The organism is Embleya sp. NPDC056575 (assembly GCF_042793325.1).
GTDB lineage: Bacteria > Actinomycetota > Actinomycetes > Streptomycetales > Streptomycetaceae > Embleya.
Genome location: NZ_JBHTVA010000001.1, coordinates 159,798 through 183,784, shown reverse-complemented (window position 1 = coordinate 183,784; position 23,987 = coordinate 159,798). Strand labels below are relative to the sequence as shown.

General features: G+C 72.8%; 21 protein-coding genes. 8 read left to right on the top strand and 13 right to left on the bottom strand.

The genetic code is table 11. The annotated features are described in order from the left end of the window. Positions 1–14: 14 nt before the first annotated feature. Positions 15–719 carry a hypothetical protein gene (locus ACFRCG_RS00790; RefSeq protein WP_380027226.1) on the top strand — a complete coding sequence of 235 codons (705 nt, stop codon included), beginning with the start codon at positions 15–17 and terminating at the stop codon, positions 717–719. Between the two features lie 161 nt (positions 720–880). On the opposite strand, the gene ACFRCG_RS00785 is transcribed toward ACFRCG_RS00790, so the two are convergent. The 6 genes from ACFRCG_RS00785 to ACFRCG_RS00760 form a co-directional block, all read right to left on the bottom strand. Next, on the bottom strand, positions 881–1,600 hold the full coding sequence (locus tag ACFRCG_RS00785; protein WP_380027223.1) for a class I SAM-dependent methyltransferase: 720 nt from the start codon (positions 1,598–1,600) through the stop codon (positions 881–883). Then, entirely contained in the window at positions 1,600–3,009 is a 1,410-nt protein-coding gene (locus ACFRCG_RS00780) for a condensation protein (protein WP_380027220.1), read from the bottom strand. Before ACFRCG_RS00780 ends, ACFRCG_RS00785 begins: the two co-directional genes overlap by 1 nt. After that, positions 3,006–7,424, bottom strand: a complete 4,419-nt coding sequence (locus ACFRCG_RS00775) for an alpha-(1->3)-arabinofuranosyltransferase family protein (protein WP_380027218.1) — start codon at positions 7,422–7,424, stop codon at positions 3,006–3,008. Before ACFRCG_RS00775 ends, ACFRCG_RS00780 begins: the two co-directional genes overlap by 4 nt. 87 nt (positions 7,425–7,511) lie before the next feature. Next, positions 7,512–8,237 carry a class I SAM-dependent methyltransferase gene (locus ACFRCG_RS00770; protein ID WP_380027216.1) on the bottom strand — a complete coding sequence of 242 codons (726 nt, stop codon included), beginning with the start codon at positions 8,235–8,237 and terminating at the stop codon, positions 7,512–7,514. 4 nt (positions 8,238–8,241) lie between these two features. Next, on the bottom strand, positions 8,242–9,414 hold the full coding sequence (locus ACFRCG_RS00765; protein ID WP_380027214.1) for a glycosyltransferase family 4 protein: 1,173 nt from the start codon (positions 9,412–9,414) through the stop codon (positions 8,242–8,244). Between the two features lie 245 nt (positions 9,415–9,659). Next, a complete protein-coding gene (locus ACFRCG_RS00760) occupies positions 9,660–10,724 on the bottom strand; it encodes a DUF3068 domain-containing protein (RefSeq protein ID WP_380027212.1) in 1,065 nt (354 codons plus the stop codon). Positions 10,725–10,947: 223 nt separating this feature from the next. Here ACFRCG_RS00760 and ACFRCG_RS00755 point away from each other — a divergent pair, with 223 nt between their 5' ends. The 5 genes from ACFRCG_RS00755 (at position 10,948) to ACFRCG_RS00735 (ending at position 16,380) form a co-directional block, all read left to right on the top strand. Beyond that, entirely contained in the window at positions 10,948–11,115 is a 168-nt protein-coding gene (locus tag ACFRCG_RS00755; RefSeq protein ID WP_380027211.1) for a hypothetical protein, read from the top strand. Between the two features lie 94 nt (positions 11,116–11,209). Next, complete coding sequence (locus tag ACFRCG_RS00750) at positions 11,210–12,409, top strand: helix-turn-helix domain-containing protein (RefSeq protein ID WP_380027209.1); 1,200 nt, start codon at positions 11,210–11,212, stop codon at positions 12,407–12,409. Between the two features lie 110 nt (positions 12,410–12,519). Continuing rightward, on the top strand, positions 12,520–13,314 hold the full coding sequence (locus ACFRCG_RS00745; protein ID WP_380027207.1) for a hypothetical protein: 795 nt from the start codon (positions 12,520–12,522) through the stop codon (positions 13,312–13,314). A gap of 197 nt (positions 13,315–13,511) precedes the next feature. Continuing rightward, positions 13,512–14,309, top strand: a complete 798-nt coding sequence (locus tag ACFRCG_RS00740; protein WP_380027205.1) for a TIGR03084 family metal-binding protein — start codon at positions 13,512–13,514, stop codon at positions 14,307–14,309. Between the two features lie 319 nt (positions 14,310–14,628). After that, positions 14,629–16,380: a chitinase gene (locus tag ACFRCG_RS00735; RefSeq protein ID WP_380027203.1), complete on the top strand. Its 1,752-nt coding sequence runs from the start codon at positions 14,629–14,631 to the stop codon at positions 16,378–16,380. A 25-nt stretch (positions 16,381–16,405) separates the two neighbouring features. Here ACFRCG_RS00735 and ACFRCG_RS00730 read toward each other — a convergent pair whose 3' ends face one another. The 4 genes from ACFRCG_RS00730 to ACFRCG_RS00715 all read right to left on the bottom strand — a co-directional run bounded on the left by ACFRCG_RS00730 (position 16,406) and on the right by ACFRCG_RS00715 (position 19,115). Then, positions 16,406–17,014 carry a HutD family protein gene (locus tag ACFRCG_RS00730; protein ID WP_380027200.1) on the bottom strand — a complete coding sequence of 203 codons (609 nt, stop codon included), beginning with the start codon at positions 17,012–17,014 and terminating at the stop codon, positions 16,406–16,408. Positions 17,015–17,120: 106 nt separating this feature from the next. Then, positions 17,121–17,453 carry a LuxR family transcriptional regulator gene (locus ACFRCG_RS00725; RefSeq protein WP_380003784.1) on the bottom strand — a complete coding sequence of 111 codons (333 nt, stop codon included), beginning with the start codon at positions 17,451–17,453 and terminating at the stop codon, positions 17,121–17,123. Between the two features lie 52 nt (positions 17,454–17,505). Then, entirely contained in the window at positions 17,506–18,684 is a 1,179-nt protein-coding gene (locus tag ACFRCG_RS00720; RefSeq protein ID WP_380027198.1) for an MFS transporter, read from the bottom strand. A gap of 119 nt (positions 18,685–18,803) precedes the next feature. After that, entirely contained in the window at positions 18,804–19,115 is a 312-nt protein-coding gene (locus tag ACFRCG_RS00715; RefSeq protein ID WP_380027195.1) for an ArsR/SmtB family transcription factor, read from the bottom strand. A 188-nt stretch (positions 19,116–19,303) separates the two neighbouring features. Here ACFRCG_RS00715 and ACFRCG_RS00710 point away from each other — a divergent pair, with 188 nt between their 5' ends. Then, entirely contained in the window at positions 19,304–19,759 is a 456-nt protein-coding gene (locus ACFRCG_RS00710) for an SPW repeat protein (RefSeq protein WP_380027193.1), read from the top strand. Positions 19,760–19,948: 189 nt separating this feature from the next. After that, the gene (locus ACFRCG_RS00705) at positions 19,949–20,395 is read left to right on the top strand and encodes a hypothetical protein (protein WP_380027191.1); all 447 of its coding nucleotides are present in this window, start codon (positions 19,949–19,951) and stop codon (positions 20,393–20,395) included. A 238-nt stretch (positions 20,396–20,633) separates the two neighbouring features. Here the strand turns inward: ACFRCG_RS00705 and ACFRCG_RS00700 are convergent, their stop codons facing one another. The 3 genes from ACFRCG_RS00700 to ACFRCG_RS00690 form a co-directional block, all read right to left on the bottom strand. Then, a complete protein-coding gene (locus ACFRCG_RS00700) occupies positions 20,634–21,575 on the bottom strand; it encodes a D-2-hydroxyacid dehydrogenase family protein (RefSeq protein ID WP_380027189.1) in 942 nt (313 codons plus the stop codon). A 77-nt stretch (positions 21,576–21,652) separates the two neighbouring features. Then, positions 21,653–22,501 carry an SAM-dependent methyltransferase gene (locus tag ACFRCG_RS00695; protein WP_380027187.1) on the bottom strand — a complete coding sequence of 283 codons (849 nt, stop codon included), beginning with the start codon at positions 22,499–22,501 and terminating at the stop codon, positions 21,653–21,655. Between the two features lie 221 nt (positions 22,502–22,722). After that, complete coding sequence (locus ACFRCG_RS00690) at positions 22,723–23,829, bottom strand: ring-opening amidohydrolase (protein ID WP_380027185.1); 1,107 nt, start codon at positions 23,827–23,829, stop codon at positions 22,723–22,725. Positions 23,830–23,987 lie beyond the last annotated feature (158 nt).

The window sequence follows — 23,987 nt, the reverse complement described above, 5'->3', positions numbered from 1 at the left end:
ACGGGGACTCGGTCGTGCCGGGGCAGGACCAGCAGGACGGCGCCGACGAGCACCGTGCCGGCCACGCGCAGCGCCAGCCGCGGCGGATCGTGCGGCGGCGCCTCGTCGAAGGCGACACTGCCGAGCACGGCGGTGAACAGCGCGGACACCGCGGTGCACACCGGCACGATCAACGACGCCCGGCACCGTTGCAGCGCGGTCTGGGACAACACCAAACCGGCCGCGCCGGTGCCGACGAGCAGGTACGGGTAGGGCGAGCGAAGCAGTTCCAGCACCCGGCCGCCGGGGTCGTGCGTGCCCACCCGGCCCGAGACGCCCTTGATCGCCAGCGAACTCACCCCGTACAGCAGGCCCAACGCCACGCCGTACTCGACGCCGGTGACGGGCGGGCGACCCGGATCCCGGGCCCGGCGGCCCGCCGCCGCGTACAGCCACGCCGACCCGACCAGGGCCGGCAGGCACACGGCCAGGAGCCGGCCGACCGGGGCGTGGTCGCCGACGGTGTCCGAGGACCGGAGCGAGCCGACCACCATCGCCAGTGCGACGAGGACGGCAAGCACGCCCGCACGCTCCCGGGCGGAGGGTCGCTCGCCCAGTACCACCGAGGACAACACGAGCAGCAGTACCAGGCCGGCGACCAGGATGCCCTGTGCGGCGGCGAGCGGCAGGGCGCGGTAGACGGCGAGTTGGGCGGCGAATCCGGCGGCGAGGGCGAGTGAGCCGACCAGCCACGGCGCACTGCGCAGGAGCAGCCCGACCGTGCGCAGCGGGCGGCCGACGGTGAGCGCGGGCAGCCCGGTCAACGCCCGCTTCTCCAGTACGAATCCGCCGCTGTAGAGCAGGTTGGCGAGCAGCGCCGCGGCCACGCCCCACCACACGGCTACCGCCGCCGCGCGTGCACGAGCAGGATCGAGGCGAGCGAGGGGGCGGCGCAGGCGATCCGGTCCAGCGGGCGCAGCGGGCGGGGCACGCCGTGGAAGGGCGCGCCGGCGACCCGGACCACCTCGAAGCCGGCCGCGACCAGGAACTCCCGGAGCGCCCGGGCGGTGTACAGCCGCAGGTGGCCCACCACCTCGGTGCCCGGGCGGCCGTGGATGCCGCGCAGGCTGACCTCGGAGAAGATGGGCTGGACACCCGCGAGCAGCAGCGCCCGGTTGTACCAGGCGGCCAGATTCGGGGTGGACACCATCAGGTGGCCGCGCGGTTTGAGCACCCGGCGCAGCTCGTCCAGCGCGGCGTCGGGGTCGACCAGGTGCTCCAACACCTCGGCGAACATCACCGCGTCCACCGCGCCGTCGGCCAACGGCAGTCCGCCGTCGGTGAGTTCGCCGCGCACCACGTGGCCGAGCCGGGGCGCGGCGCGGCGCAGCGCGTCCTGGGACCAGTCGAGGCCGACCAGCGTATGGCGGGCGAGCAGCGGCCCGGCGATCGCCGCCGCCGAGCCGTCGCCGCAGCCGATGTCCACGATCAGCGCCGGTTCGGGGCCGAGCGCGCGGGCCAGCATGGCGGCCTGCCGGCGGCTGCGTTCCGGGCCGGAGGCGACCGGGACGGCGGGGTCCTCGTAGAACGCGCGCAGGCCGGCGGGGCGGGTGGCGGTCATCACGAACCACTTCCGGTCGGCGCCGGGTTCGGTGCGGCGGCGACGGCGGCCAGGTATGCGTCCAGGAGGCGGTACAGCTGCCGGGCCGCCGCGTCGTCGAGCAGCGCTCGGGACCAGCGCAGGCCCACGTGCAGGCGGTCGGCGGTGCCGGTCGTGGTCAGGGTCAGGCCCCTGGGCATCCGGGTGGGCGCGGATACCCACACGGCGCTTGCCCGGCCCGCGTCGCCGAAGTCCAGTGGGTAGGGGATGCGGCCGAGGTTGCTGAGCAGGGTGGTCGAGGTCCACGGTCCGACCGCACGGCCCAGGGCCCGGGTGAACGCGGCACGCACGCCGACGGGCAGTATCGGCGCGGTCAGCAGGGCGGCGCCGCGACCGAGCGGGGGTCGGCGCGCGGCGCGCAGTTCACGGGTGCGGCGGGCGGTGCGGCGCAGCAGGTCGGCGATGTGGTCGGGGCTCGGATACTCGGGGCTGGGGGGTGAGACCTGCCTGCCGTCGTGTTCCGGGGCGTATTCGCGCGGCCCGAAGCAAACGTCGACCAGGCGGGTGCCGTTGCCGATCGGCATGTCGGGGCCGCGAGGGCGGTCGTCCACGGGCATGGTGATCCGGATCGGTCGAAGCGGTGCGTCGTGCAGCCGATTCCAGTGCGCGATGGTCAGGCACGTGGCGACCAGGAGGCGGTCGTTGACGGTGTGGTCGGCGCCGGACGGGCGGGCGTGCAGGGGGAGTTCGCCGAGCAGGACGCCGTTGCCCGTGTGCCGGTTCGGGTCGGGCGAGGGCGCCGGCGCGACCCGGGCGGAGCGGGCCGACGCACTCCCGGGGTCGAGGCCGGGCCCGTCGGCCGGCGCGCCGGCGGCGGCCCGATCCGTCGTGGGCGGCGCGGCCGGCGGGTCGTTGTCGGCGCCGCCGTAGAGTTCCGCCGCCGTCGCCAGCACGCGCAGGAAGGCGGGGCCGTCCAGGGCGGTGTGGTGGATCGTGCACAGCAGGACACACCCGGCGGCGCTCGGCGACGAGCGGATCACCTCGATCCGGATCGGCGGTGCCAGGTCCAGCGGCGGTGCCTCGGCCAGCGCCGCCGCCCGGGCCCGGGCCAGTGCGTCGGGCCCGGGCGGCGGGAAGCGGATCGGCTCCACGTCCGGGGCGTCGGTGAGTTCCCACGCGTAGCGGCGTGCGTACCAGGGCGCGGGTGCCTCGCGAACCAGCGCGCGGGCGTGCGTGCGCAGCGCGGCCCGGAACGCGGTGCGCAGTCGGGCCGGATCCGGTTGTCCGGGCAGCCGGATCTCCATGTGCACCGAGATCGCCTCGCCCGGCCGTACACACTGCCGGGACACCTCGTCGACGACCGGGAACGGGATCCGGGCCGGGGCCGGTTCGGCCGGGTGCTCGCGCCGAGCCGGGCGCACCGCGCTCATGGTTGGTCGGTCTCCTCGGCGTGGGACTGGTCGGGGTCGGTCGCCCCGGGGTCGGTCTTCTTGTGCCCGGGCTTCGCGTCATCGCCCTCCCCGGGTTCGGCCCGCCGCGAGCCCTGTGCCACGGTGGGCAGTTCCGCCGTATCGGCCTCCCGATCGGGAGGCCCCCCGGTAGCTCCGCCGGTCGGCGTCGGCGCGGTGCTCCGGTGCGTGGGATCGACGGCGGGGTCCCACCGGGTCGGGTCGCCGCCGCTGTCCCGATCCGCCTCGCCCACCGTCACCAGCGCCGCGATCAGTGCGATCAGGGCCAGGATCTGCGCGGCCGGCCCGAACGCGCCCTCGCCGGCACCGACGGGCTCGCCCGCCCCGATCGCCGCCGCGATCCCCGCTCCGGCCATCGCCACCAACGCGACCGGCACCAACAGGTGTTGCCATCGACGTGCCACCACCGCGAGCGCGAGCACCATCAGCGCCAACGGCCCCGCGACCAGCACGATCACCGCCGTCACCGCGACCACGCCCAGGATCGAGCCGGGCGCGGGCGGTTCGAGCGGCGACCGACCGTCCCCGGCCGTGGGTTCGCCGCGCCGCCGGACGAACGCCAGGGCGAGCAGGGCGGCCACGGCCACCGCGCCGCCGATCAGTCCGCCCCGGTAGATCCCGCCCGGCTCGTAGTCGAGCCGCACGGTGCCGGCCGCGCCCGCCGGGACCAGCCAGCCCTGCTGCCAGCCGTCGATCCGGACCGGGCGCAGCTTCTTGCCGCCGAGTGTGGCCTTCCAGCCGGAGTTGCGGTTCTCGTACATCTGGAGGTAGGTGGCCTCGCCCGCCCCCACGCGTACCGTCCGGTGATCGCCGCTCCAGTCGACGGCGGTGGCCACACGCGCCGACTGCCGGTTCGTGGACGGCAGTTGCCCGCCGGTCAGGGTCACGTCGGTGATCTCGACGGGCCCCCGGTTGTCCGCCTCGACCGTATGCGTGCCCCGGGGCAGGGACAGTGTGGCTCCCGGAGCGTCGCCGTCGCACAGCCGCACCCGGACGCTCCGACGCTCCGTCAGATCGCGCACCGTGCCCGACACGCTCGTCTGGCGTGGCACGTTGTCCACCTTCAGCGTCGGGCCCCGGCCGCACGGCAGTTGGAAGGTCTGTCCCGGATCGGCGGGCCGCTGCCGCAGGTCGGCCACCGCCGGAATGTAGACCTCGCTCAATCCCACGGGCAGTTGCAGCCGCTGGTCGGCGAGCGGGTTGTGCAGGGTCAGCGGCGCGACCTTGCTGATCGTGATGGTCAACCGGTCGGTGAAGATCGAGGGGAACCGGGCCGTGCCGTTCTCGTCCACCGAGGCGGTGGCCGCGCCGAAGGGAGAGGAGATCTCGACGCGTTCGGGGCGCGCGGACAACCCGCCGGCCGCGCCGAGCACGATCTGGTCGACGGGCCTGGGCTCCCCCCAGTTCAGGTGCAGCACGGGTCGATCGCCCGCGATCCACGCGGTGGTCAGGTCCCCGTCCACCAGATTGCGCGCGTCGAGCCGACTGCCGGTGTATCCCGTCGACTCGGCGGTCACCGTGATCCCGGGCGGCCGGCCGGGAACCGCGTTCTGCACGAGCCGGTCCAACTCGGCGCCGGTGACCCCGACGGCGCGCACGTCGACGGTGAACGTGCCGTCGGCGGCGGTGTCGAACCGTCGGCGCAGCCCGTTCTCGGCGTTCACCGGGGACAACCCGCCGGGATCCTCGTCGCGGTGCAGCGAGTAGACCCGGGTCGAGGCAGCGGCGCCGGCCGCGTCGGTGGGCAGGCGCAATACCCGCGAGACCTGCACCCCCGGGACGGACACCTCGGCGAACCCGGCGCCGGACAGGCCCGAACGTGGGGACTGCGCGCCCAGGATGGTGATCTTCAACCAGGTCGCCCGGCCCGCCGGTGCCCGTACACTCTGCGCGGTGCCGTCGGGTTGCAGCGAACTCTCCTTGGCACCCCGCTCGGTCTCCACCCGCACCCGGGTCGGCGCGGCGCGCATGGCGGAGCCCGCCAGCGGCGTCAGGCGCAGCGTGTCGGGCAGGTCGATCGGCCCGGTGAAGGCCACCCGCAACCACTGGCCGACCGGCCCGTCCGCGCTGCCCTCGGTCCAGGCGGTGTTCGGATCGCCGTCGAAGGCGTTCACCGGGTCGAACTGCGGCAGATGGAAGAGCCAGTTGCCGCTGCTGGACGCGGTCACCGCCTTCGCGCCGGCGAACACCGCCGTGGTCTGGTGCTCGGCGCCGGTCGTCGGCAGGATCTGCTTCGGTGTGTCGCCGGCGGCCTGCGCGCTGTCGGACGGATTCCGCTCGGTCGCGGTGTAGGTGTACGACGTGTTGTTGTTCACCAGCCCGAACCGGGTGTCCGCGCGCCGCAGTCCGTCCGCGACCACCTGTACCCCCGGCCGGTCGATGCCGGGATGGTCGTCGCCGCTGAGCACGGTGGGTCGGTCACGCATGCCGGGATCGGCGGACAGTTGCAGCAGCGCCTCGGAACCGCCGCTGAGCACCGCGGTGTCCGCGACGGCGCGCGTGCCGACCCGGCCGGGTCGCGGCGTGTCGGCGGGTGGCGCGTAGATCTCCACCGCCTGCCGGCGGCTGAACAGGCCCTGTACCTGGACCGGGGTGTTCTCCGGGATGCGCCCGCCGGTGATCTCCGGACCGAACGCGGTGACCCGGTGGTATCCGGAGGCGACCAGGGTGCGCTCGACCACGTTCGGCGGCACGTAGCCGATCTGGTCCGGATCGAGGTCGTTGCGCACCACCACGTTGTAGAGCCCGGCGCGGACCAAGAAGTCGCGCAGGCCCGGCACTTCACCGCCGGTGAGCAGCGCCTGCTCGATCGCGTCCGTCGCCCGGCGCTGCCCGGGCGTGCCGAACGGGACGAAGTCCCGCTGTGCCCACGGGGAATCGGCGAGCGGATCGAGCGGATCGTCGATCGGCGACCCCCACGTGTACAGCCCGTGCGCGGTGGCGGGCACGACCAGGGCCCGGCTGTCGGCGGAGTTGTGCTTGAGCCAGTCGGCCGTCTGGTGCCAATGGTGTGGCAACTCCTTGAAGGCGCCGGGCTGGAGGATCGTGCCGTTGAGGTACGGCCAGGCCAGCCCGGGCAGGACGAGCACGGCGGCGATCAGCGGCGCGTAGGGGCGACCCGAGCGCAGCCCGTGTCGGGCCGGTGGGACGGTGCCTCGGGCGGCGGCGCCGGTCGTGCCGACCAGGTGGGCCAGGCCGAGCACCAGGGCCAGGGCAAGTCCGGGTTGGAACTTGTAGATGTTGCGGAACGGCCGGATCGGGCCGTCGAGCAAGTCGCGGATCGTGCCGTGGAACGGCGCACCGAACGAACCGGCGTACCCGGCGAGGGCGATCGCCGCCACGACCAGCACGGTCAGCGTCAACCAGCGCCGCTCGGGCAGGTCGCGGCGGGCCAGCCCGGCCAGGCCGAGCGCGGCGGCGAACGCGGAGCACACGACGGTGACCACGGCGGCGACCACCGTCCGGCCGGCGGGCAGCCACGGTTCGCCGAAGTCGAGATAGGCGACCCAGTTGCCCGCGCCGCGCAGCAGTTCGGTCGCCGACATGGTCGTCGTGGTGGTGTCGGCCTGTTCGACGTACGGCAGGAAGTTCTCGCCGTACACACCCAGCAGGATGAGCGGGATCACCCACCAGGCGGTGGCGAGCAGCACCCCGAGAGCCCACCAGGCGATCAGCCGCCACTTGCGCGGCCCGGCCGGCCGACTGAGCAGGTACAACCCCACCGGGAGCAGCGCGGCCAGCGTGGAGGCCGCGTTGACCCCGCCCATGAACGGGATCACCACCGCGGACCGGGCCGCCGTACGCCGAGGGCTCAGCCGGTCGGACACCAGCGGCAGCAGCACCCACGGCAGCGCCGCACCGGGCAGCACGCCGGCCGAGGTGGAGCCGATCACGATGGTGAACGTCGGCCACAACGCGTAGGTCGCCGCGCCGAGCAACCGGCTGCGCGCGGTGCCGATTCGCAGCGCCTCCGCCAGCCGCAGCGCGCCCCAGAAGGCGGCGGTGACGATCAGCGACAACCACAACCGCTCGGCCAACCACACGGGCAGCCGGACCAGGTCGGCGAGCGCGTAGTAGGGCAGGATCGGGAAGGCGTAGCCGATGTACTGGTCGGCGAGGCCGCCGAAGCCGGCCCGGTCGTGCCACAGGCTGCCCAGGTCGCCGATGAAGTCCCAGGGATCGGTGGCCACGCCGAGTTTGGTCTCGAACGTGGTCTTGCCGGGGGACTTGGCCAGGAACGCGACCAGGACGACCACCCAGAACGCCGGCACCCACAACCGATGCCGCGCCCGCTCGGCCGGTGGTTCGACGGCCTGCGGCGCGGCGGGCGGTCGACCCGGCCGGGCCGGAGGGAGGGACAGGGTCGTCTCAGCCACGGGTGCCTCCTGCGGGGCGCGCGCGATACCCGGCGTCGGGGGAGCCGGCGGCGGGACCGACGGATGCGTCGGGCGATGGCCGCGCCGTCACGGGCACCGCCGAAGAATGAGGAGCAGGTTCCACGTGATCACCTCGCGCAGCCCGGGGATCCGGGTGACCGTGCCGGCGAGGAAGGGCCAGTAGCGGGAGCGGGCGCTGACGAGCACCACGTCGGGCCGGGCCCGTACATACCGCAGGGTGGGGCCGACGTGTACGGCGAACAGGTTCTCGCCCAGGATGTGCTTGGGCACGCGGCCGGTGCGGCGCGCGTAGCGGGTGCGGGCGCGCTCGGCGCCCATGTAGTGCCACGGCGCCCACTCGTGACCGCCCCACGGGGAGTACCAGTTGGTGAAGGACACGTAGATCAACCCGCCCGGGCGGGTGACCCGCACCAACTCGCTCAGGAACGTGCGCGGATCCGCGACGTGTTCGAGCACGTTGGACGAGAAGCACACGTCGGCCACCCCGTCCGCGAGCGGCAGCAGGTAGCCGTCGGCCAGCACCGCGCCCTCGGGCGGGGTGCCGCGTGCGGCCAACTCCCGGGGATCGGGCTCGAAGAGGTACCCGTGCGCGCCGCGCCGACGAAACTCGCGGGTGAAATGCCCGCTGCCGCCGCCGACATCGACCACCACCCGCCCGCGCAGTCGCACGTGCCGCTCGACCTGGTCGGCGGCGTCCCGGGCGAGCAGCCCGTAGCAGCCGTCCGGGTCGCTCTGTTCGTGCCGGAAGGCGCGAAAGAGCGCGAGCGACCGGCGCAGTGACGGGTCCTTCACACGATCACCACCGGCTGCTCCGTCCGCTCCCCGACGCGGCGGCCTCGGCGGTCACCGCCCGGAACTGCCGGACGGTGGCGCTCCATCGGTAGCGGGCGGCGCGCAGCCTCGCCGCGCGGGCCATCGCCTCGCGGCGTCTCGGGGCCAGCGCCAGCGCACACCACGCGGCGGCGAACGAGCTTTCGCCGCGCGCCAGTACGCCGGTGACGCCGTCGTCGATCGAGTCGCGCAGCCCGGGGATGTCGAAGCCGACGGCCGGCGTGCCGCGCGCCGCGGCCTCGGTGACCACCAGACCCCAGCCCTCGACCTGCGAGGGATGCAGCAACAGCCAGGCCGCGCACAGGAGTCGGTGCTTCTCCGTCTCGGACACCCAGCCCGTGAAGCGCACTCCGGGCCCGGCGACGGCACGCAGCCGATCCCGTTCGGGACCGTCGCCGACGATCACCAGCCGACCGCCCGTCACCGGCCGAACCTGTTCCCACAGCCGCAGCAGCAGATCGATGCGTTTGTAGTCGACCAGCCGGCCCACGGCCACGAACAGCGGCTCGGTCGAGGTGGGCGCCGGCGGGGCGGGCTCCTCCACGCCGTTGTGCACCACCCGGATGTGCTCCGGCGGTACGCCGATCTCCCGCAGCGCGGCGGCGGTCGAGCCGGACACCGCGACGATCAGGTTGCCCCGATGGGTGCCGGCCAGTCCCCAGCGCTCCAGGCGCCGGCCGATCCGGGCGGCGGGGCCCGGGAAGCGCATGGCCCACTGGTCGGTGTGCACGTGGTTGACCAGGCACACGGTGGGGCCGCGATGCCACAGCGGGGTCAGGTACGGCATGCCGTTGCACACCTCGACCAGCAGGTCGCAGCCGCCGATCCGGCGATCGAGGGTCCGGCGGGCGCGCAGGTAGTGGTCGGTGTCGCCGCCCGCCGAGACCACCCGGTAGTCCCGGTCGGCGGCGGGGCCGCCGCACAGCAGGGTCACCCGGTGGCCGTGCGCGGTGAGTCCGTCGGCCAGCCGGTCGACCAGCAGCTCGGAGCCGCCGGCGGCGGGGTTGGCCAGGTCGCGGCGGGCCAGGAAGACGATGCGGTGGGGGTGCGGGGAACGGTCGCACGAGCGGGTGGGCGGGACGGGTCGGCGCGGCGATACGGGCGTCACCGCACGCAACGCGGGCACGTGCTGGGGCATCTGGGCTCCAACTCGTTCTCGATCTCGGTCTCGTTCTCGGTCCTGGAGCGAGCGAGCGTTCGGTGCGCGGGGTCGGGCCGGATCCGGGGGAGGGATGGGCTGCGTGGTTGCCGCGATGGGCACGGCGGTGCCGGTTCTGCGGGACGGGCGGGGTGTGCGGGGTGAGTTCGTAGTTTTCGCCACCGCGTCACCGGTCGGCTACTCACCGAGGTGACAATTTTGCTCCCCGGTGAGGCCGCGAACCGTCAATGTGGTGCCGGTTCCGCATTCCGTTCGGGCAGCGGGCGGGTGTCGCCCTCGGGGTCGCGGTCGTCGGCCGTACCGCCGGCCGCGGCGCCGCCGGACGCGCGGCGCGGGCCTCGGACCAGGAATACCACCCCGAGCGTCACCAGTACGACCCCGAGGCCGGCCGCCGAGAGCGGTGCGATCCACCCGATGGCGATCAGCTTGCGGTCGTCCCGCTTCGCCAAGTCGACCTGGTGGCGCCGGGTTTGCGGGGTGAAGGCGATCCGGTCGCTTTTCAGCAGGACCACCGAGGCGGTCGCCGCGCCGGGCGCGCGCAGGGTCTTGCTCGGGGCGATCTTCGCGTCGATCACCCGGCCGGTGCGCTGATCCACGACCAGTTCGACGCCCGCGTTGGCGTACCACTCCTCGGCGAGCACCTGCGGCTGCGCGGGCAGGCCGACCAGTGCGCCCGGGACCTGGCGTACGCCGATCCGGGTGTCCGGCACCGTGCCGGTGAAGCGGTAGCCGCGATGCCCCAGGACCTTGGTGGTGCCGCCGTACTCCAGCGGGATCGCCGCCCCCAACGTCTCGTCCCACCAGCGGTATTGCCGCTTCTCCAGGCCGAACGGGAACTTCAGGAACGCTTCGCCCTCGATCCGCGGCGTCTCGCCGCAGCAGTGCACGGGCGCGTTGGTGCGGCGGTCGGTCACCCAGCGCGCCAGCGTCCACTGGTAGGACCGGCGCGGGTCCCCCCAGGCCAGCGTCTCGGGGGTGTCGATGGTCGTCGACACGTCCCACACCGCGCGGCCGCTGCGTTCGGCCTCCGCCACGTCGCCGAGCACGCGGCGGGTCACGGTGATCGTCTTTCCGTCCACCGGCTTCAGCGTGGCGGTGTCGAAATAGCTGCCGCTACCGGCGAAGACCACGGTGTCGTCGATGTCGACGGGGGTGCGCTTGGCGTGTGGTTCCACGTACCAGGCCAGCATCGCGGCCAGCACGAGCAGGAACACCCCCACACCGAGCAGGAGCAGGGACGGGATCGAGGGGCGGGACGAGGTGGGGCGGGGCGAAGTGGGGCGGCGCATCCGGCACTCCTGACGGCGTTCGGCCTCGGGCACGTGCACGTCGGTCTCGGGTCTGGGCGGCTCCGGCGCGGGTTCCGACGCAGGTCGGGCTCGGGTCCGTCCCAGGCCGGGAACCGTAGGCGCACCCTTGACGGAGTGTCAATACACCTCGCACACTGTGCTGATATAGAGCCGGTGCACGGGAATGGGCGGGGTGCCCTCCGATCGAGAGGCTCGTCGAAGCATGCACAGACTGCTCGCCGCCGGGTCGACCGTGGTCCTCGCCGCCGCACTCGCCGTGGGTGCCGGGCTCGGGATCGTCGCCGCGTTGAACTCCACCCCCGACCAACCCAATTCGCCGCTCGTCTCCTTCCGTACCGACCCGACGCCGGCGCCGACCGCGCAGCCCTGATGCCGAGCCCGTACGCCGGGAGACGGGTCCGGCCGGGCATCGGCCGGCGGTCCCCGAAGACGGCGCCGGACGCCCGGCGCGAGGGAGGGGCGAGGTGACGGTGCGCACTGCCTGGCGGGACGTACCCCGGCCGCAATTGCGGCGGTTCGCCGATCTGGCCATGGCCGAGGTACCCGAGCTGGCGCAGGGAATCCTGCGCGACATCCGGATCGAATACCCCGGCGTGCCGCTGGTGCCGGACGAGTCGGGCGAGCCGATGGCGCTGGTCGCCATCCGGCGCGCTCTCGTCGACTTCGTCGAGCACCTGGCCGCGCCCGCTGATCGGCGGCACGAACGCCTGGAGATCTTCGAGTTGTTCGGCCGCGCCGAAGTTCTCCAGGGGCGCAGCCTCGACTCGTTGCAGGCGATGTACCGGCTCGGCGTGCGGCTGGCCTGGCGGCGGCTGGCCGAGATCGGCCAGCGGGTGGAGATCCCGCCGCCCGCGATGTACGAACTCGCCGAGGCCGGCTTCGAGTTCCTCGACGGACTGGTCGCCCAGTCCGTACACGGCTACGCCGAGGCCGCGGCCCGCCAGGTCGGCGAACGGCTGTGGGCGCAGAAGCGGTTGATCAAACTGCTGCTCACCGAATACGGCACCGAGCCCGCGAGCGCGCTGGCCGAACACGCCGCCCGGATCGGCTGGACGGTGCCCGAGCAGGTGGCCGTGGGCGTGCTGTTGCGCCCCGCGCCCGACGCGGTGGCGCCCGCGGTGGGTCGGGACGTGCTCCTGGACATGGAGTGCGAGCGGCCCCGGATGATCCTGCCCGATCCGGACACGGCCGGACGCCCCGAGTTGGTGCGGCGGGCGATGGCGGGCTGGTCGGGCGCGATCGGCCCGTCGGTGCCGATCGCCGACGCCGCGAAGTCGCTGCACTGGGCGTGTACGGCGCTGCGACTGGTGGAGCGCGGACACCTGCCCGAGGGGCGGCTGATCCGATGTACGGAGCACACGGAGGCGTTGGTGCTGCTTCCGCCCGAGGAACTGATCGAGGACCTGGCCCGCCGCTGCCTGGCCCCCCTGGACAGCTGTTCGCCCGCGCACGCCCGCCGGCTGGAGGAAACCCTGCTGGCGTGGCTGGAAACCCGGGGCGGCGCACCGGAGATCGCGGCCCGATTGGGCGTGCATGCCCAGACGGTCCGCTACCGGCTGCGGCAGATCCGGGACCTGCTCGGCGACGAGATGAACGAGCCGGATCGCCGCTTCGAACTGGAACTGGTCCTGCGGGCGCGGCGGTTGCGGGAGGAGGGGGACTGAGGGGACCGGAGGCGACCGCGTCGGAAAACCGGCTCGTACCCGTCGTTGTTCGGCATGCCCGACAGTCTGGGTCCTGCCTTCGACGCCCGCCCGGGAACTACCGTGCGGGGATGCGGATCGTGGGTGGTGGGGTGGAGGCGGTGACCGAGGTCGGGTATCGCCGGGCGCGGGTCGGGGGCGGTAGCGAGGCGGCGCGGTTGCCGGTGGGGCGATTGCGGGTGGATCGGCTGCCGGCGGGGTGCGACGCGGTGTTGGTCGCCGGTGACCTCCAAGGGGTCGCGCCCTCGCCCTGGGGTGGGTCGCCGGTGCTGTTGGGTGTCGCGCTCGCCGACTTCCTGACGGTGTGGGCGCAGGAGGGGTCGGCGCCGGCGCCGGAGCGGGTGGGCGTGGTGTTGGCCGGCGACCTGTACGCGGCGCCGGCGGCGGATCGGCGCGGCGCGAGCGGTGCGGTCCGGGACGTGTGGTGGGCGTTCGCGGCGGCCGGCTGCCCGTTCGTGGTCGGCGTGGCCGGCAACCACGACGAGGTGTCGACGGCGGACCTGGTCGAGGCGGGCCCGCACGTCGTGTTGCTCGACGGCGCGCACGTCGACGTGGGCGGGATCCGCTTCGCCGGCGTGGGCCGGATCATCGGCGACCCGAACCGGCCGGGTCGCCGGGCCGGGGAGGCGCAGACCGCGCTCGTCGACCGTGTCCTCGGCGCCACCCCCGACGTGCTGATCCTGCACGAGGGCCCGCCCGGCGCCACGCCCACCCAGCCGGGCCGCGTCGAGCCGACCGCCCGCATCCGGGCCGCCCCGCCGCCCCTCACCATCTGCGGCCACGTGCACTGGCCGGTCCCGGTCGCTACCGCCCCCGGTGGCCACACCCTCAACACCGACGCCCGCGCGATCCTCCTGACCGTCTGACCTCGACACGCTCATACGACCGCGTGCCGGCGCGGCGACCGGGCCGACCACCGCCCGACGCATCGACCCCGGCCGTCCCGGCGGATCCGGCCGATCCGGCCACCGCCGGGCAGACCCCGCCACGGGGCCATCCCACCCGGTGCTTGCCCGCGACCCCGCCGCGGTGCGACGCTGCGAGCGACGAGAGGACGGCATCGATGGTGGATCTCGCGGCCATGCTGGACGATCTCCGCGCGGAGGGCGCCGAGTCGGACCGGCTCGTCGCCTCGTTGTCGGCGGCCGAGTGGGCGCTGCCGACACCCGCGCCCGGGTGGACCATCGCGCACCAGATCGCGCATCTGGCCTGGACCGACGATCAGGTCCGGCTCGCCGCGAGCGATCCCACCGCCTTCGCGGGCGCGGTCGCGGTGGCCGCCGCCGACCCCGACGGCTTCGTCGACCGAGGCGCGGAAGCCGGCGCGACGGCACCGCCGAAGGACATCCTGGCCCGCTGGCGGGACGGTCGGCACGCGGTCCCGGAACTGCTGGCGGCGCTGCCGGCCGGGGCCCGACTGCCGTGGTACGGACCGCCGATGAGCGCGGCGTCGATGGCCGGCGCCCGGATCATGGAGACCTGGGCACACACCCAGGACATCGCCGACACGCTGGGCGTGCTCCGTACCCCCACCACCCGCCTCCGCCACATCGCCCGACTCGGCGTCCGGGCCCGGGACTACGCCTACAGCGTGCACGGACTGCGGCCACCCGAGCGGGAGTTCCGGGTGGAACTGATCGACCCGGACGAGCCGGGCGGCATCTGGAGCCACGGCCCGAAGGACGCCGCGGAGCGGGTGACCGGCCCACTGCTCGACTTCTGCCTCCTGGTCACCCGCCGCCGGCACCCCGCCGACCTCGCGGTGCGCGCCGAGGGCGCCGAGGCGATCCGCTGGCTGACCATCACCCAGTCCTACGCCGGCCCGCCCGGAGTGGGCCGTGCGCCCGGCCAATTCGACTGATTCGGTCCGGTCCGCGACCCGCCTCCGGTGATCGACGCCGCGTACGCACGCGCTTTCGGCCCCCGTCTCCAGGCACCCATCCGCCTCCCGCCCGGCCCGAATTGGTCCAGACCTATTGACAGTTCCGCCGTCGCGGCGGTCAACTCGTCCTGCACACAGGCACCCCGGCACCTCCGGGTGCGCCCGGACGGCCTGCGCACGTCCCGCACCGAGGGAGCCTGACGTCCCATCAGGCGACGCGGCGCCGATCCGGGTTCACCCTCCACGCACACCCACGCCCGCGGGAAACCGCCCGGGCCGGTACGGGAGGCACACCACCATGGCACCCCCACGTTCCCCCAACACCCTTGCCGATAACCCGACTTCGCGTCGAGCCCGACCCGGCCCGCGTCGCTGGGCCGCGCTCCTCGCCGCAGCCGCCACGACGGCCGCGGCGAGCCTGCTCGTCCTCGCCCCGTCCGCGCCCGCCGCCGGCACCGCCGAACTCGTGGTGAACGGCGGCTTCGAGGCCGGCCTCTCCGGCTGGACCTGTTCCGGCGGCACCGGTCGCGCGACCACCACCCCCGTACACACCGGAACCGGCGCCCTCCAGGCCACCCCGGCCGGCGGCGACAACGCCCGCTGCAGCCAGACCGTGGCCGTGCAACCCGACTCCGACTACACCCAATCCGCCTGGGTCCAGGGCGCCTACATCCACCTCGGCGCGAGCGGCACCGGCACCACCGACGTGTCCACCTGGACCTCCTCCGCCACCACCTGGCAAAAGCTCACCACCACGTTCCACACCGGCGCGCGCACCACCAGCGTCACGATCTACCTGAACGGCTGGTACGGGCAGCCCGCCTACTACGCCGACGACATCTCGCTCGTCGGCCCGGGCGGATCCACCACGATCCCGGGCGTACCCACCGGCCTGACCGTCGCCGGCACCACCGCGCGCAGCGCCTCGCTGTCCTGGACCGCGGTGCCCGGCGCGACCTCGTACGACGTCTTCCGCGCCGACACCAAGGTGGCCACGGTCGCCGAAACCTCCGCCGAGATCCCGGGACTCACCCCACAGACCAGCTACACCTTCTCCGTCGCCGCGACCAACAGCGCCGGGTCGTCCGCGCGTTCCGCCCCCGTCACCGCCACCACCGCGCCGGACGGCCCCACCGGCCAGGACCCGACCGGACTGCCCAAACGGGTGATGACCGGCTACTGGCACAACTTCGTCAACGGCTCCACGAACCTGCGTCTGCGGGACGTGCCCACGTCCTACAACCTGGTCGCGGTGGCGTTCGCCGAGGCCGACCGCAGCCGCTGGGGCGCGATCACGTTCGGCGTGGACCCGGGCCTGTCCACCGCGCTCGGCGGCTACACCAACGCCGACCTCAAGGCGGACATCGTCGCGATGCACGCCCGGGGACAGAAGGTCATCCTGTCCGTCGGCGGCGAGTTGGGCGCGGTCTGGGTCGGCGACAACGCCTCCGCCGACATGTTCGCGAGCACCGCCACGGCGCTGCTGCGCGAATACGGCTTCGACGGCGTGGACATCGACCTGGAGAACGGGGTCAGCCCCACCTACATGGCCACCGCGCTGCGCGCCATCCGGGCCCAGGTCGGCACCTCGCTGATCATCACGATGGCCCCGCAGACCCTGGACATGCAGACCACCCAGACCGCCTACTTCCAACTCGCCCTGAGCATCAAGGACATCCTGACCATCGTCCACATGCAGTACTACAACTCCGGCACCATGTTCGGCTGCGACCAGAAGTTGTACGCCCAGGGCGGCGTCGACTTCCTCACCGCGCAGGCGTGCATCCAACTCCAGGGCGGCCTGCGCCCGGACCAGGTCGCCTTCGGCGTACCGGCCACCGGACGCGCGGCGGGCAGCGGATACGTCTCGCCCGGCGTGGTGAACAACGCGCTGGACTGCCTGGAGTCGGGCACCGGTTGCGGCGGCTACCGACCCGCGACCACCTGGCGCGGCATCCGCGGCGCGATGACCTGGTCCGTCAACTGGGACGCGACCGCCGGGTACGCGCTGGCCAACACCATCTCGGCACACCTGCGCACGATGCCCTGACGGGCACGGGTGACGGTCGAGGGCGCTACACCGGGCGGATGTCCGCCCACAGCGCCACCGAGCCGGGTTCGAGCGGCGCCGCCTCCTCGGCGGCGCCGCTCGTCCACCACAGGCCCCGCCCCGGTCGCAGCGCCGGGCCGGGGCCGTCGTGCGTTCCCCGCCCGGACAGCAGGTACAGCACACCGGCGTGCCCGGCGGGCAGCGGCACGGGCGTGTCGATGCGCCGCACGTCGGCGGTCCATCGGCCGCGCCGGGTCATGATGTTGAGCACCCGGACCGCGCCGCCGTCGCCGAGCAGGCGGGCGCGGAGCGTGCGGTCGCCGGAGAAGGCGAACGGCACGCCCGGGCGGTCGAGCCGATGATCGAGTGGTGGGGTCCCGGGCGCGTCGCCGCCGTTTGCGATCAGGCGCACGCCGTCGCCCGCCAGGAGGGTGATGGTGCGGTCGACGCCCGGGAACGGCGAGAACGGCCCGTCGGCGGCGATCGTCGCGATGCTCGCCCGCCAGCCGAAGTCCGCCGAGTCGCCGCCCGCACCCGCCGGCCCCTCGCACGCGATCTCCCGCGTGTCGCCGCCCCCGTTGCGCCACGGGCCGACGGGCAGCGTCTCGACGTCGAAGAGATGTGTCGGCGTCACGTACGGGCCTGCTTTCCTGGGATCGGGACGGCCGCGGATCGGCCGGGATCGCCATGATGCCGGCCACCGTGTCGGCATGGGCGCGCCGTGATCCCGACGCCGTCGCTCACCCGTGCTTGGCGACGGTGAGCAGTACCGCCGAGTCCTCCAGGGCGTCCAGACTGTGCCGGGACTTCGGTACGACCAGGAAGTCGCCCGTCCGTCCCTCCCACGACGTCTCGCCGTCGATCAGGAGCACCCGCCCCCGCAACACCAGCAGGGTCGCCTCGCCGGGATTCTCGTGCTCGGACAGTGAGGTCCCCGCGTTCAGCGCGATCAGCGTCTGCCGCAGCACATGTTCGTGGCCCCCGTACACGGTGTGCGCGCTGCGCCCCGTAGAGGCGGTGGCGGCCAGCTTGAGCAGTTCGCGGACCTGGGCTTCCAAGGAGAGCTTTTCCATAGCCACAGTGTGCACACGAGCGCTCACAAAACCCCGAACGACCGCACCCGCGTCACACCGGAAGTTGCGCCACCACTCCGGGCCGCACCCGGTCCAGGCTCAGCCGCAACACCATGCAGGCCAGCGCGGCGAGCGCGAAACCGGCGCCGAGCCAGGCGAGTTGCCGGGGGCCGGTGACGGACAGGAGCCGGCCGCCGATCGTGGTGCCCGCGGTGATCCCGAGATTGGAGAAGGAGATGAACAGGCTGTTCCCGAACTCGGGGGCGTCGCGCGCGTCGCGCCCGAGCCAGTACTGGCTGACGATCAGCCCGCCGGAGTGCACCAGGCCCCAGATCGGTATCGCCACCAGCATCGGCGCGACGTGCGGACCAACCGCGTAGAGCAGGACGTACACGGCCAGGCACAGGGCGGGAAAGGCGAGCGCGGTGCGGGTCGCGTCGCGCCGCAGCAGCGCGCCGAAGGCGAAGTTGCCGAGGATCATCACGAGGCCGAACACCATCAGCAGCGCGCCGACCCACGAGCCGTCCATCCCGGTGACCTCGTCCAGATAGGCGGCGAAATAACTGTAGACCGAGAACATCGCCGCGAAGACGAAGACCACCGACAGGATGCTCAGCCACATCCGGCCACTGCGCAGCACGCCGACCTGGGCGCCGTACGACAGCCGACGCTGCACCGGCATGGTGGGCAGGAAGCGCAGGATGCCCAGGAAGGCGAGCAGGTTGATCGCGGCGCCGAACCAGAACGCCGCTTCCAGGGACAGGTGTTCGGCCAGGTAGGAGGTCAGCGGCACGCCGAGGGCGAAGCCGACGGTGACGCCGGCGAACACACGGGTCGTGGCGCGCGTGGCGTCCGCCGCCGGAACCAGGCGGGCCGCGGTGGTCAGGGCGACGGAGAAGAACACGGGATGGACGACGGCGGGCAGGATCCGGAAGGCGAGCATCACGTCGAACCGGGTGGTGAGCGCGTACACGGCGTTGGAGATCGCGAACACCAGGATCGCCGAGGCCAGCACGGTCCTGCGGTCGATCCGCGACGCGAACAGCGTCATGAACGGCCCGGAGACCGCGATCATCAGGGCGAACGCGCCGACGAGGAGGCCGGCGGTCGAGGTGCCGACGTGCAGCCGGTCGGCCACCTGGGGCAGCACGCCGACGATGCCCATCTCGGTGGTGATGATCCCGAATACGCCGAGGGCGAGGGTTGCGATCGTGATGCCGGTGGTTCTCATCGTGGCCTTGTCGTCGAGTGCCGGTGATACATATCGAGATATGTAGATGAGTTTGGTCGTGCGAACGCACGCGTGTACGTACGGGGGTGCGTGTACGTATGACGGTCGGAGTGTCCGGGTCAGAGTTCGGTGCGGACGTGTTCCGCGAACTCGGCGATCGTGCGTTCGTCGCGCCGGTAGTACGTCCACTTGCCGATTCGCTCGGATTCGAGCAGTCCCGCGTCCTTGAGGGTCTGGAGGTAGCCGGACACCACGGACTGGGCGAGGCCGGCGCGGGACTGGATGTCGCCGACGCAGACACCGATGTGGAAGCCCAGGCCCTGCTGTCGGTAGGAGTCCTCGTCGAAGTACTTCGCGGGCTCCTTCAGCCACTGCATGAAGCGGAGCCGGGCCGGGTTGGCGAGCGCCTTGTGTACGGCCAGGGGGTCCACTGCGGGCTGCCTTCCGGGGGTGGTGGGCGCCGAGGGGCGCGGGATCGAATCCAGTTTTCTCGATATGTAGTGGCTGTGTCAATCCGGTCGAACGAAATGTCGGTAAATATTGAGGTTTGAGCGGATTAGTCGCAGGTGGGAGGGCTATCAACCAAGGGACTGCGATTCTCGGAAAGAGGGTGGTGGACGTGTCCACGTCGACATCGACATCGACATCGACAGCGCCATCGATTGAACAGCACCCGGACATAATCAACATGCGGCTTCGTTCCGAACGCGCCACCACCGGCGCGGTGGCGCAGGCCGCGGAAGCGTTGGGCGTGCTGTGCGGTGTATACCTGGCGGCCTCCCCCTGGATCGTCGGGTTCAACGGCTTCACGACTTTGACCACGAACAACCTGATCACCGGCGTGGCGCTGGCGCTGCTGATGATGGGCGCCTTCGGGTCCGCCTACGAACGCACGCACGCGATGAGCTGGGCCGCGTTCGGCATCGGTGTGTGGACGATCGTCGCGCCCTGGGCCGTGAGCGGTTCCTTCGACACCACGCGGACCATCACCAGCAACGTGATCGTCGGTGCGGTGGCGTGCCTGATGGCGCTGATTCTCGCGCTCAGGGGTGTCATCGGGATTCACCGTTTGTGAGTGATCCCGTCTGTGAGTGATCCGAGTCCGAGACCGGGCCGCCGGTGGGTCCGGCCGACGCACGGTTCACCCCGGCGACGATCGCCGGGCGCGCCTCGTCGGCGGGTCTCGCCCCGCAGCTCCGGCTGGGAGGTGGATGTGGTGAGCGGACCTTCGCTTTCGGGCCGGGAACGGCGCACTCTCGCGCGCATGGAGGAATCCCTGGCGCACGACGAGCAGTTGGTGGAACTGCTGCGCGTGTTCGACGACCCGCCCCCCGTACCGGCTCCGAGGCACCGTCGATTCGGCATCGGCGTGCGTATCGGCACGCCGCATTGGCCGACGATCCTGAAGTGGACGGCGCTGCTGCTGTCCGGCACCTCGATCGGGCTGCTGATCGCCGCGATCCTCACGGGTGCGCCCGTGGTGGTCGTGGTGGCGGTGGCCGTGTGGGTGCCGGCATTGCTCCTGATCGCCGTCTTCGCCTACCTGAGGTGGCACGCGGACGGCCCGGCGGGCGCCCACGCCGCACGTCGTGGCAGGCGCGCCCGTACGCACGGGTGGCTGCGGGCGCACGGCGCCGATCGGGTGGACGACACCGGCGGTATGGGCGGCACGGAGCGTCGCGACAGCGACGGCCGGCGTCGCGAACCGTGACGGATACGGCGTCGACGCACCCGGCGGCGGTGTGACCCGGGCGGCTCGGGCCGATTCGGTCACGCTCGGGCCGGCGCGGTGTGGCCGGCGCGCTATCCGCGTGCGCTTTTGAGTGGTGCGGCCGGCGGCGCCGACGCGGCTCCTGCCCGCGGTACGCCGGAAGCTCCGCGTCGGGGACGGCGTCCACGAGCCGCGGACGGCGGTCCCGCCGGCCCCGTCGACCGCCCGGGGCGTTCCGTTACCGCATGACCCGGATCGGGTCGCCGGTGAGGTACGCGGCGATGTCCTCGACCGCGTCGCGGTAGAAGGTCTCGTACAGCTCGCGCGTGACGTAGCCGATGTGCGGGGTGAGCACGACGTTGTCCAGTGTGCGCAACGGGTGGTCGGCGGGCAGCGGTTCGACGTCGTACACATCCAGCGCCGCGGCGGCGATGGCCCGGCGGCGCAGGACGTCCAGGAGGGCGGACTCCTCGACGATGGGGCCGCGCGAGGTGTTGACCAGGATCGCGGTCGGCTTCATCCGGGCCAGTTGGGCGGCGCCGACCAGGCCCCGGGTGCGGGAGCCGAGGACGAGGTGGATGGACAGCACGTCGGACCGGGCGAACAACGTCTCCTCGGTCACCGCGGTCACGCCGTGCGCCGCGGCCCGCTCCGGGGTCAGGTGCGGACTCCAGGCCACACACTCCATGCCGAACGCGTGGCCGATCCGGGCCACTTCGCTGCCGAGCCGGCCCAGGCCCAGCACGCCGAGCACCTTGCCGCGCAGGCCGACGCCGAGCCCCACCTGCCAGCCGCCGGCCCGCATCGAGCGCTCCTCGACCGGCAGGTTGCGGGCGGCGGCCAGGATCAGCGCCCAGGTCAGCTCGGCGGTCGGATGGGCGACATAGCCCGTCCCGCAGACCACCACACCACGCCCGCGCGCCGCCGCCACGTCGATCGCCGCGTTCACCGGCCCGGTACTCACCAGCAGTCGCAGTCCGGTCAACCGGTCCAACACCTCCGCCGGAAACCGGGTGCGCTCGCGCATCGCGACGATCACCTCGAACCCGGCGAGCGCGGCGACCACCGCGTCACCATCGGCGAACGGCTCGGTGAACACGTGCAACTCGGCGTCGAGCGAACCCCAGTCGGCCAGCCCCCGAGCCACGTCCTGATAGTCGTCGATAATGGCGATCCTCATGATCCCCGAGGCTAATGCCACCCCCACCCCCCCAACCCCCGACGCGCCCCAACCGGACACCCCCGTGGGTTCGAGGGTCAGCCCGGGAGGCGGCCGATTCCGCCTACGGACAGGTGGCCTTCGGGGGTGAGTGGGCGGGTGACCGGCTCGTCCGGGTGCCAGAGGGGGAGGAGGACCACGCCGGGGTCCACGAGTTCGAGGCCGTCGAAGTAGCTCTCGATTTCCTCCAGGGGCCGGAAACGACCGCTGCCCAGCTGGGTCAGGAAGATCTTTTCCAGCGCGCGCCCCTCCGGCGTGGAGTCGCAGAAGTGGGTGATGAAGATGTAGCTGCCCGGCGGCAGTGCGTCGCGGTAGGCGCGGACCACGCCGGCGGGGTCCTCGTCGTCGGCGAGATGGTGCAGGACGGCCACCAGGAGCAGACCGACCGGGCGGGTGAAGTCGATGAGTTCGCGCAATTCCGGGCGGGCCAGCACGTCGGCCGGATCGCGCAGGTCGGCGGTCACCACGCGGGTGCGGTGGTTGTCCGCGAGCAGCGCCCGCCCGTGCGCGAGCACGATCGGATCGTTGTCCACGTAGACGACGGCCGCGTCGGGGTTCACCTCCTGGGCGACCTCGTGCGTGTTCTGCACGGTCGGCAGGCCCGAACCCAGGTCGACGAACTGGTCGATGCCCCGGGCCGCCAGATAGCGCACGCCCCGGGCCAGGATGTGCCGGTTGTGCCAGGCGCCCTCGTTGGAGAGGTTCGCAAGCGCCTCGTCGGCGATCCTGCGGTCCACCGCGAAGTTGTTCTTGCCACCCAGAATGGCGTCGTAGACCCGCGCGACGCTGGGCACGGTGACGTCGATCCCGGTCGGCGCCCAGTCCTCGGGCGACTCCCCCTCCGGCAGGGCGTCGAAGCCCCACTCGTCCTGCTCCCGCTCGACCACGGCTGCTCCTCGTCGATGTCTCGCGCGCTCACCCATGGCGTCTTACGGGCGTACGGAGCTTATCCGAGTCCCTGCGTCACCGACCGGCAACTTCCGTAACACGTGCGGGGATTGGTGCCGGTGGGGTGGGACCGCGCAGCGCGGGGGCGGACACGCCGACGGCCACCGCCCGGAACGGGAAGCGGTGGCCGTCGGCGTGGGGTACCGGGAGCGCGGGTGCGTCAGTCCATCCGGACGATGGCCGCGACCGGCCCGCCGCCCGAGGGGCCCTGGTGCACGGCGGCGACCGAGACGAACACGGCCGGGTCGCCGGTGACGGCCGCGGTCACGCCGCCGACGGTGGCCTTGATCTGCCGGTGCCAGTGCACGTCCGAGTCGTCCAGCATGATGTTGCGCCGGCCGCGCACGCTGCCGCTGGGGTCGGCCTCGCACTTGAGGAACACGTTGACCAGGCGGTCGCCGAGGTCGGAGGTGTGCGGACGCTCCGGCAGGTCGATCCCGGCCGAGCGGATCGCCGACCAGATGCCGTCCGCGTCGAGCGCGTCCTTCATCACGCCGTGACCGACCCGGAACGGGCCGCCGACGCCGCGCACGTTGCCGACCACCACGATCTGCGCGCAGTCGAGTTCCACGCCGGAGGAGCAGGACGCCACCGACGAGTACAGCGACAGGTCGCGGTGGATCTGCTCGGCCGTCGGCAGGTCGATCTCGCCCAGCGCGACGGCGATGCCCAGCGCGGTGGTCGAGTTGGAGACGTCCATGGACTTGAGGGTGTCCTCGGTCCACACGTCGAACCCGCGCGACTTGGCGTCATTGATCGTGTCCAGGACCAGGAGCGGAGTCTTGGTCTGTACGTAGTGCACGTCGGCCGGGTCGGTGATGCCCGCGACCGCCATCGCCGCACGCACGCCGGCGGCGACCTTCTCCACCATCGGCACCCGGCCGATGTCCTCGGGCAGGATCGTCTCGCTCATCGCCACGCCGACCGACACACGCGGCTCGTCGGTGGGCTCGTACCGGTTCTCCGGCGCGTAGGCGAAGACGGTCGCGTGGGGGGAGATCACGCCGTCGGTGCCGCCGGACCAGACCAGCGGTACCTTGCCGGCCTCCTCCACCGAACGCTTGCCCTTTTCGACCAGCACCTCGCGGAAGGCGCGGTCGGCCAGGATGCGGGTGTAGTCGTTGACCCCGCCGTTGCCCTCGGTCTTGCCGATGACGGCGAGCACGTCGTCCGCGGCGAACACGCCGTCGTCGATCAGCTTGGCCAATCCGGACGCGTCGGTGACGCTCTCGATGGCGACCTTGTGAACCTCGATCGGCCTGGGCACTCGTTCCACCTCGTTCATTGGAGTTCGCTGAATTACCGATACTGACCGATTTTGCGACCTTTGCGGCTGGTTGCACCGCTTCGGCCGCGTCGGATGTTGTGGCCGATCCGGATGTTGTGGCCGCTCCGGACGCGTTGCCCGCGTCGTATGTGCCCGCG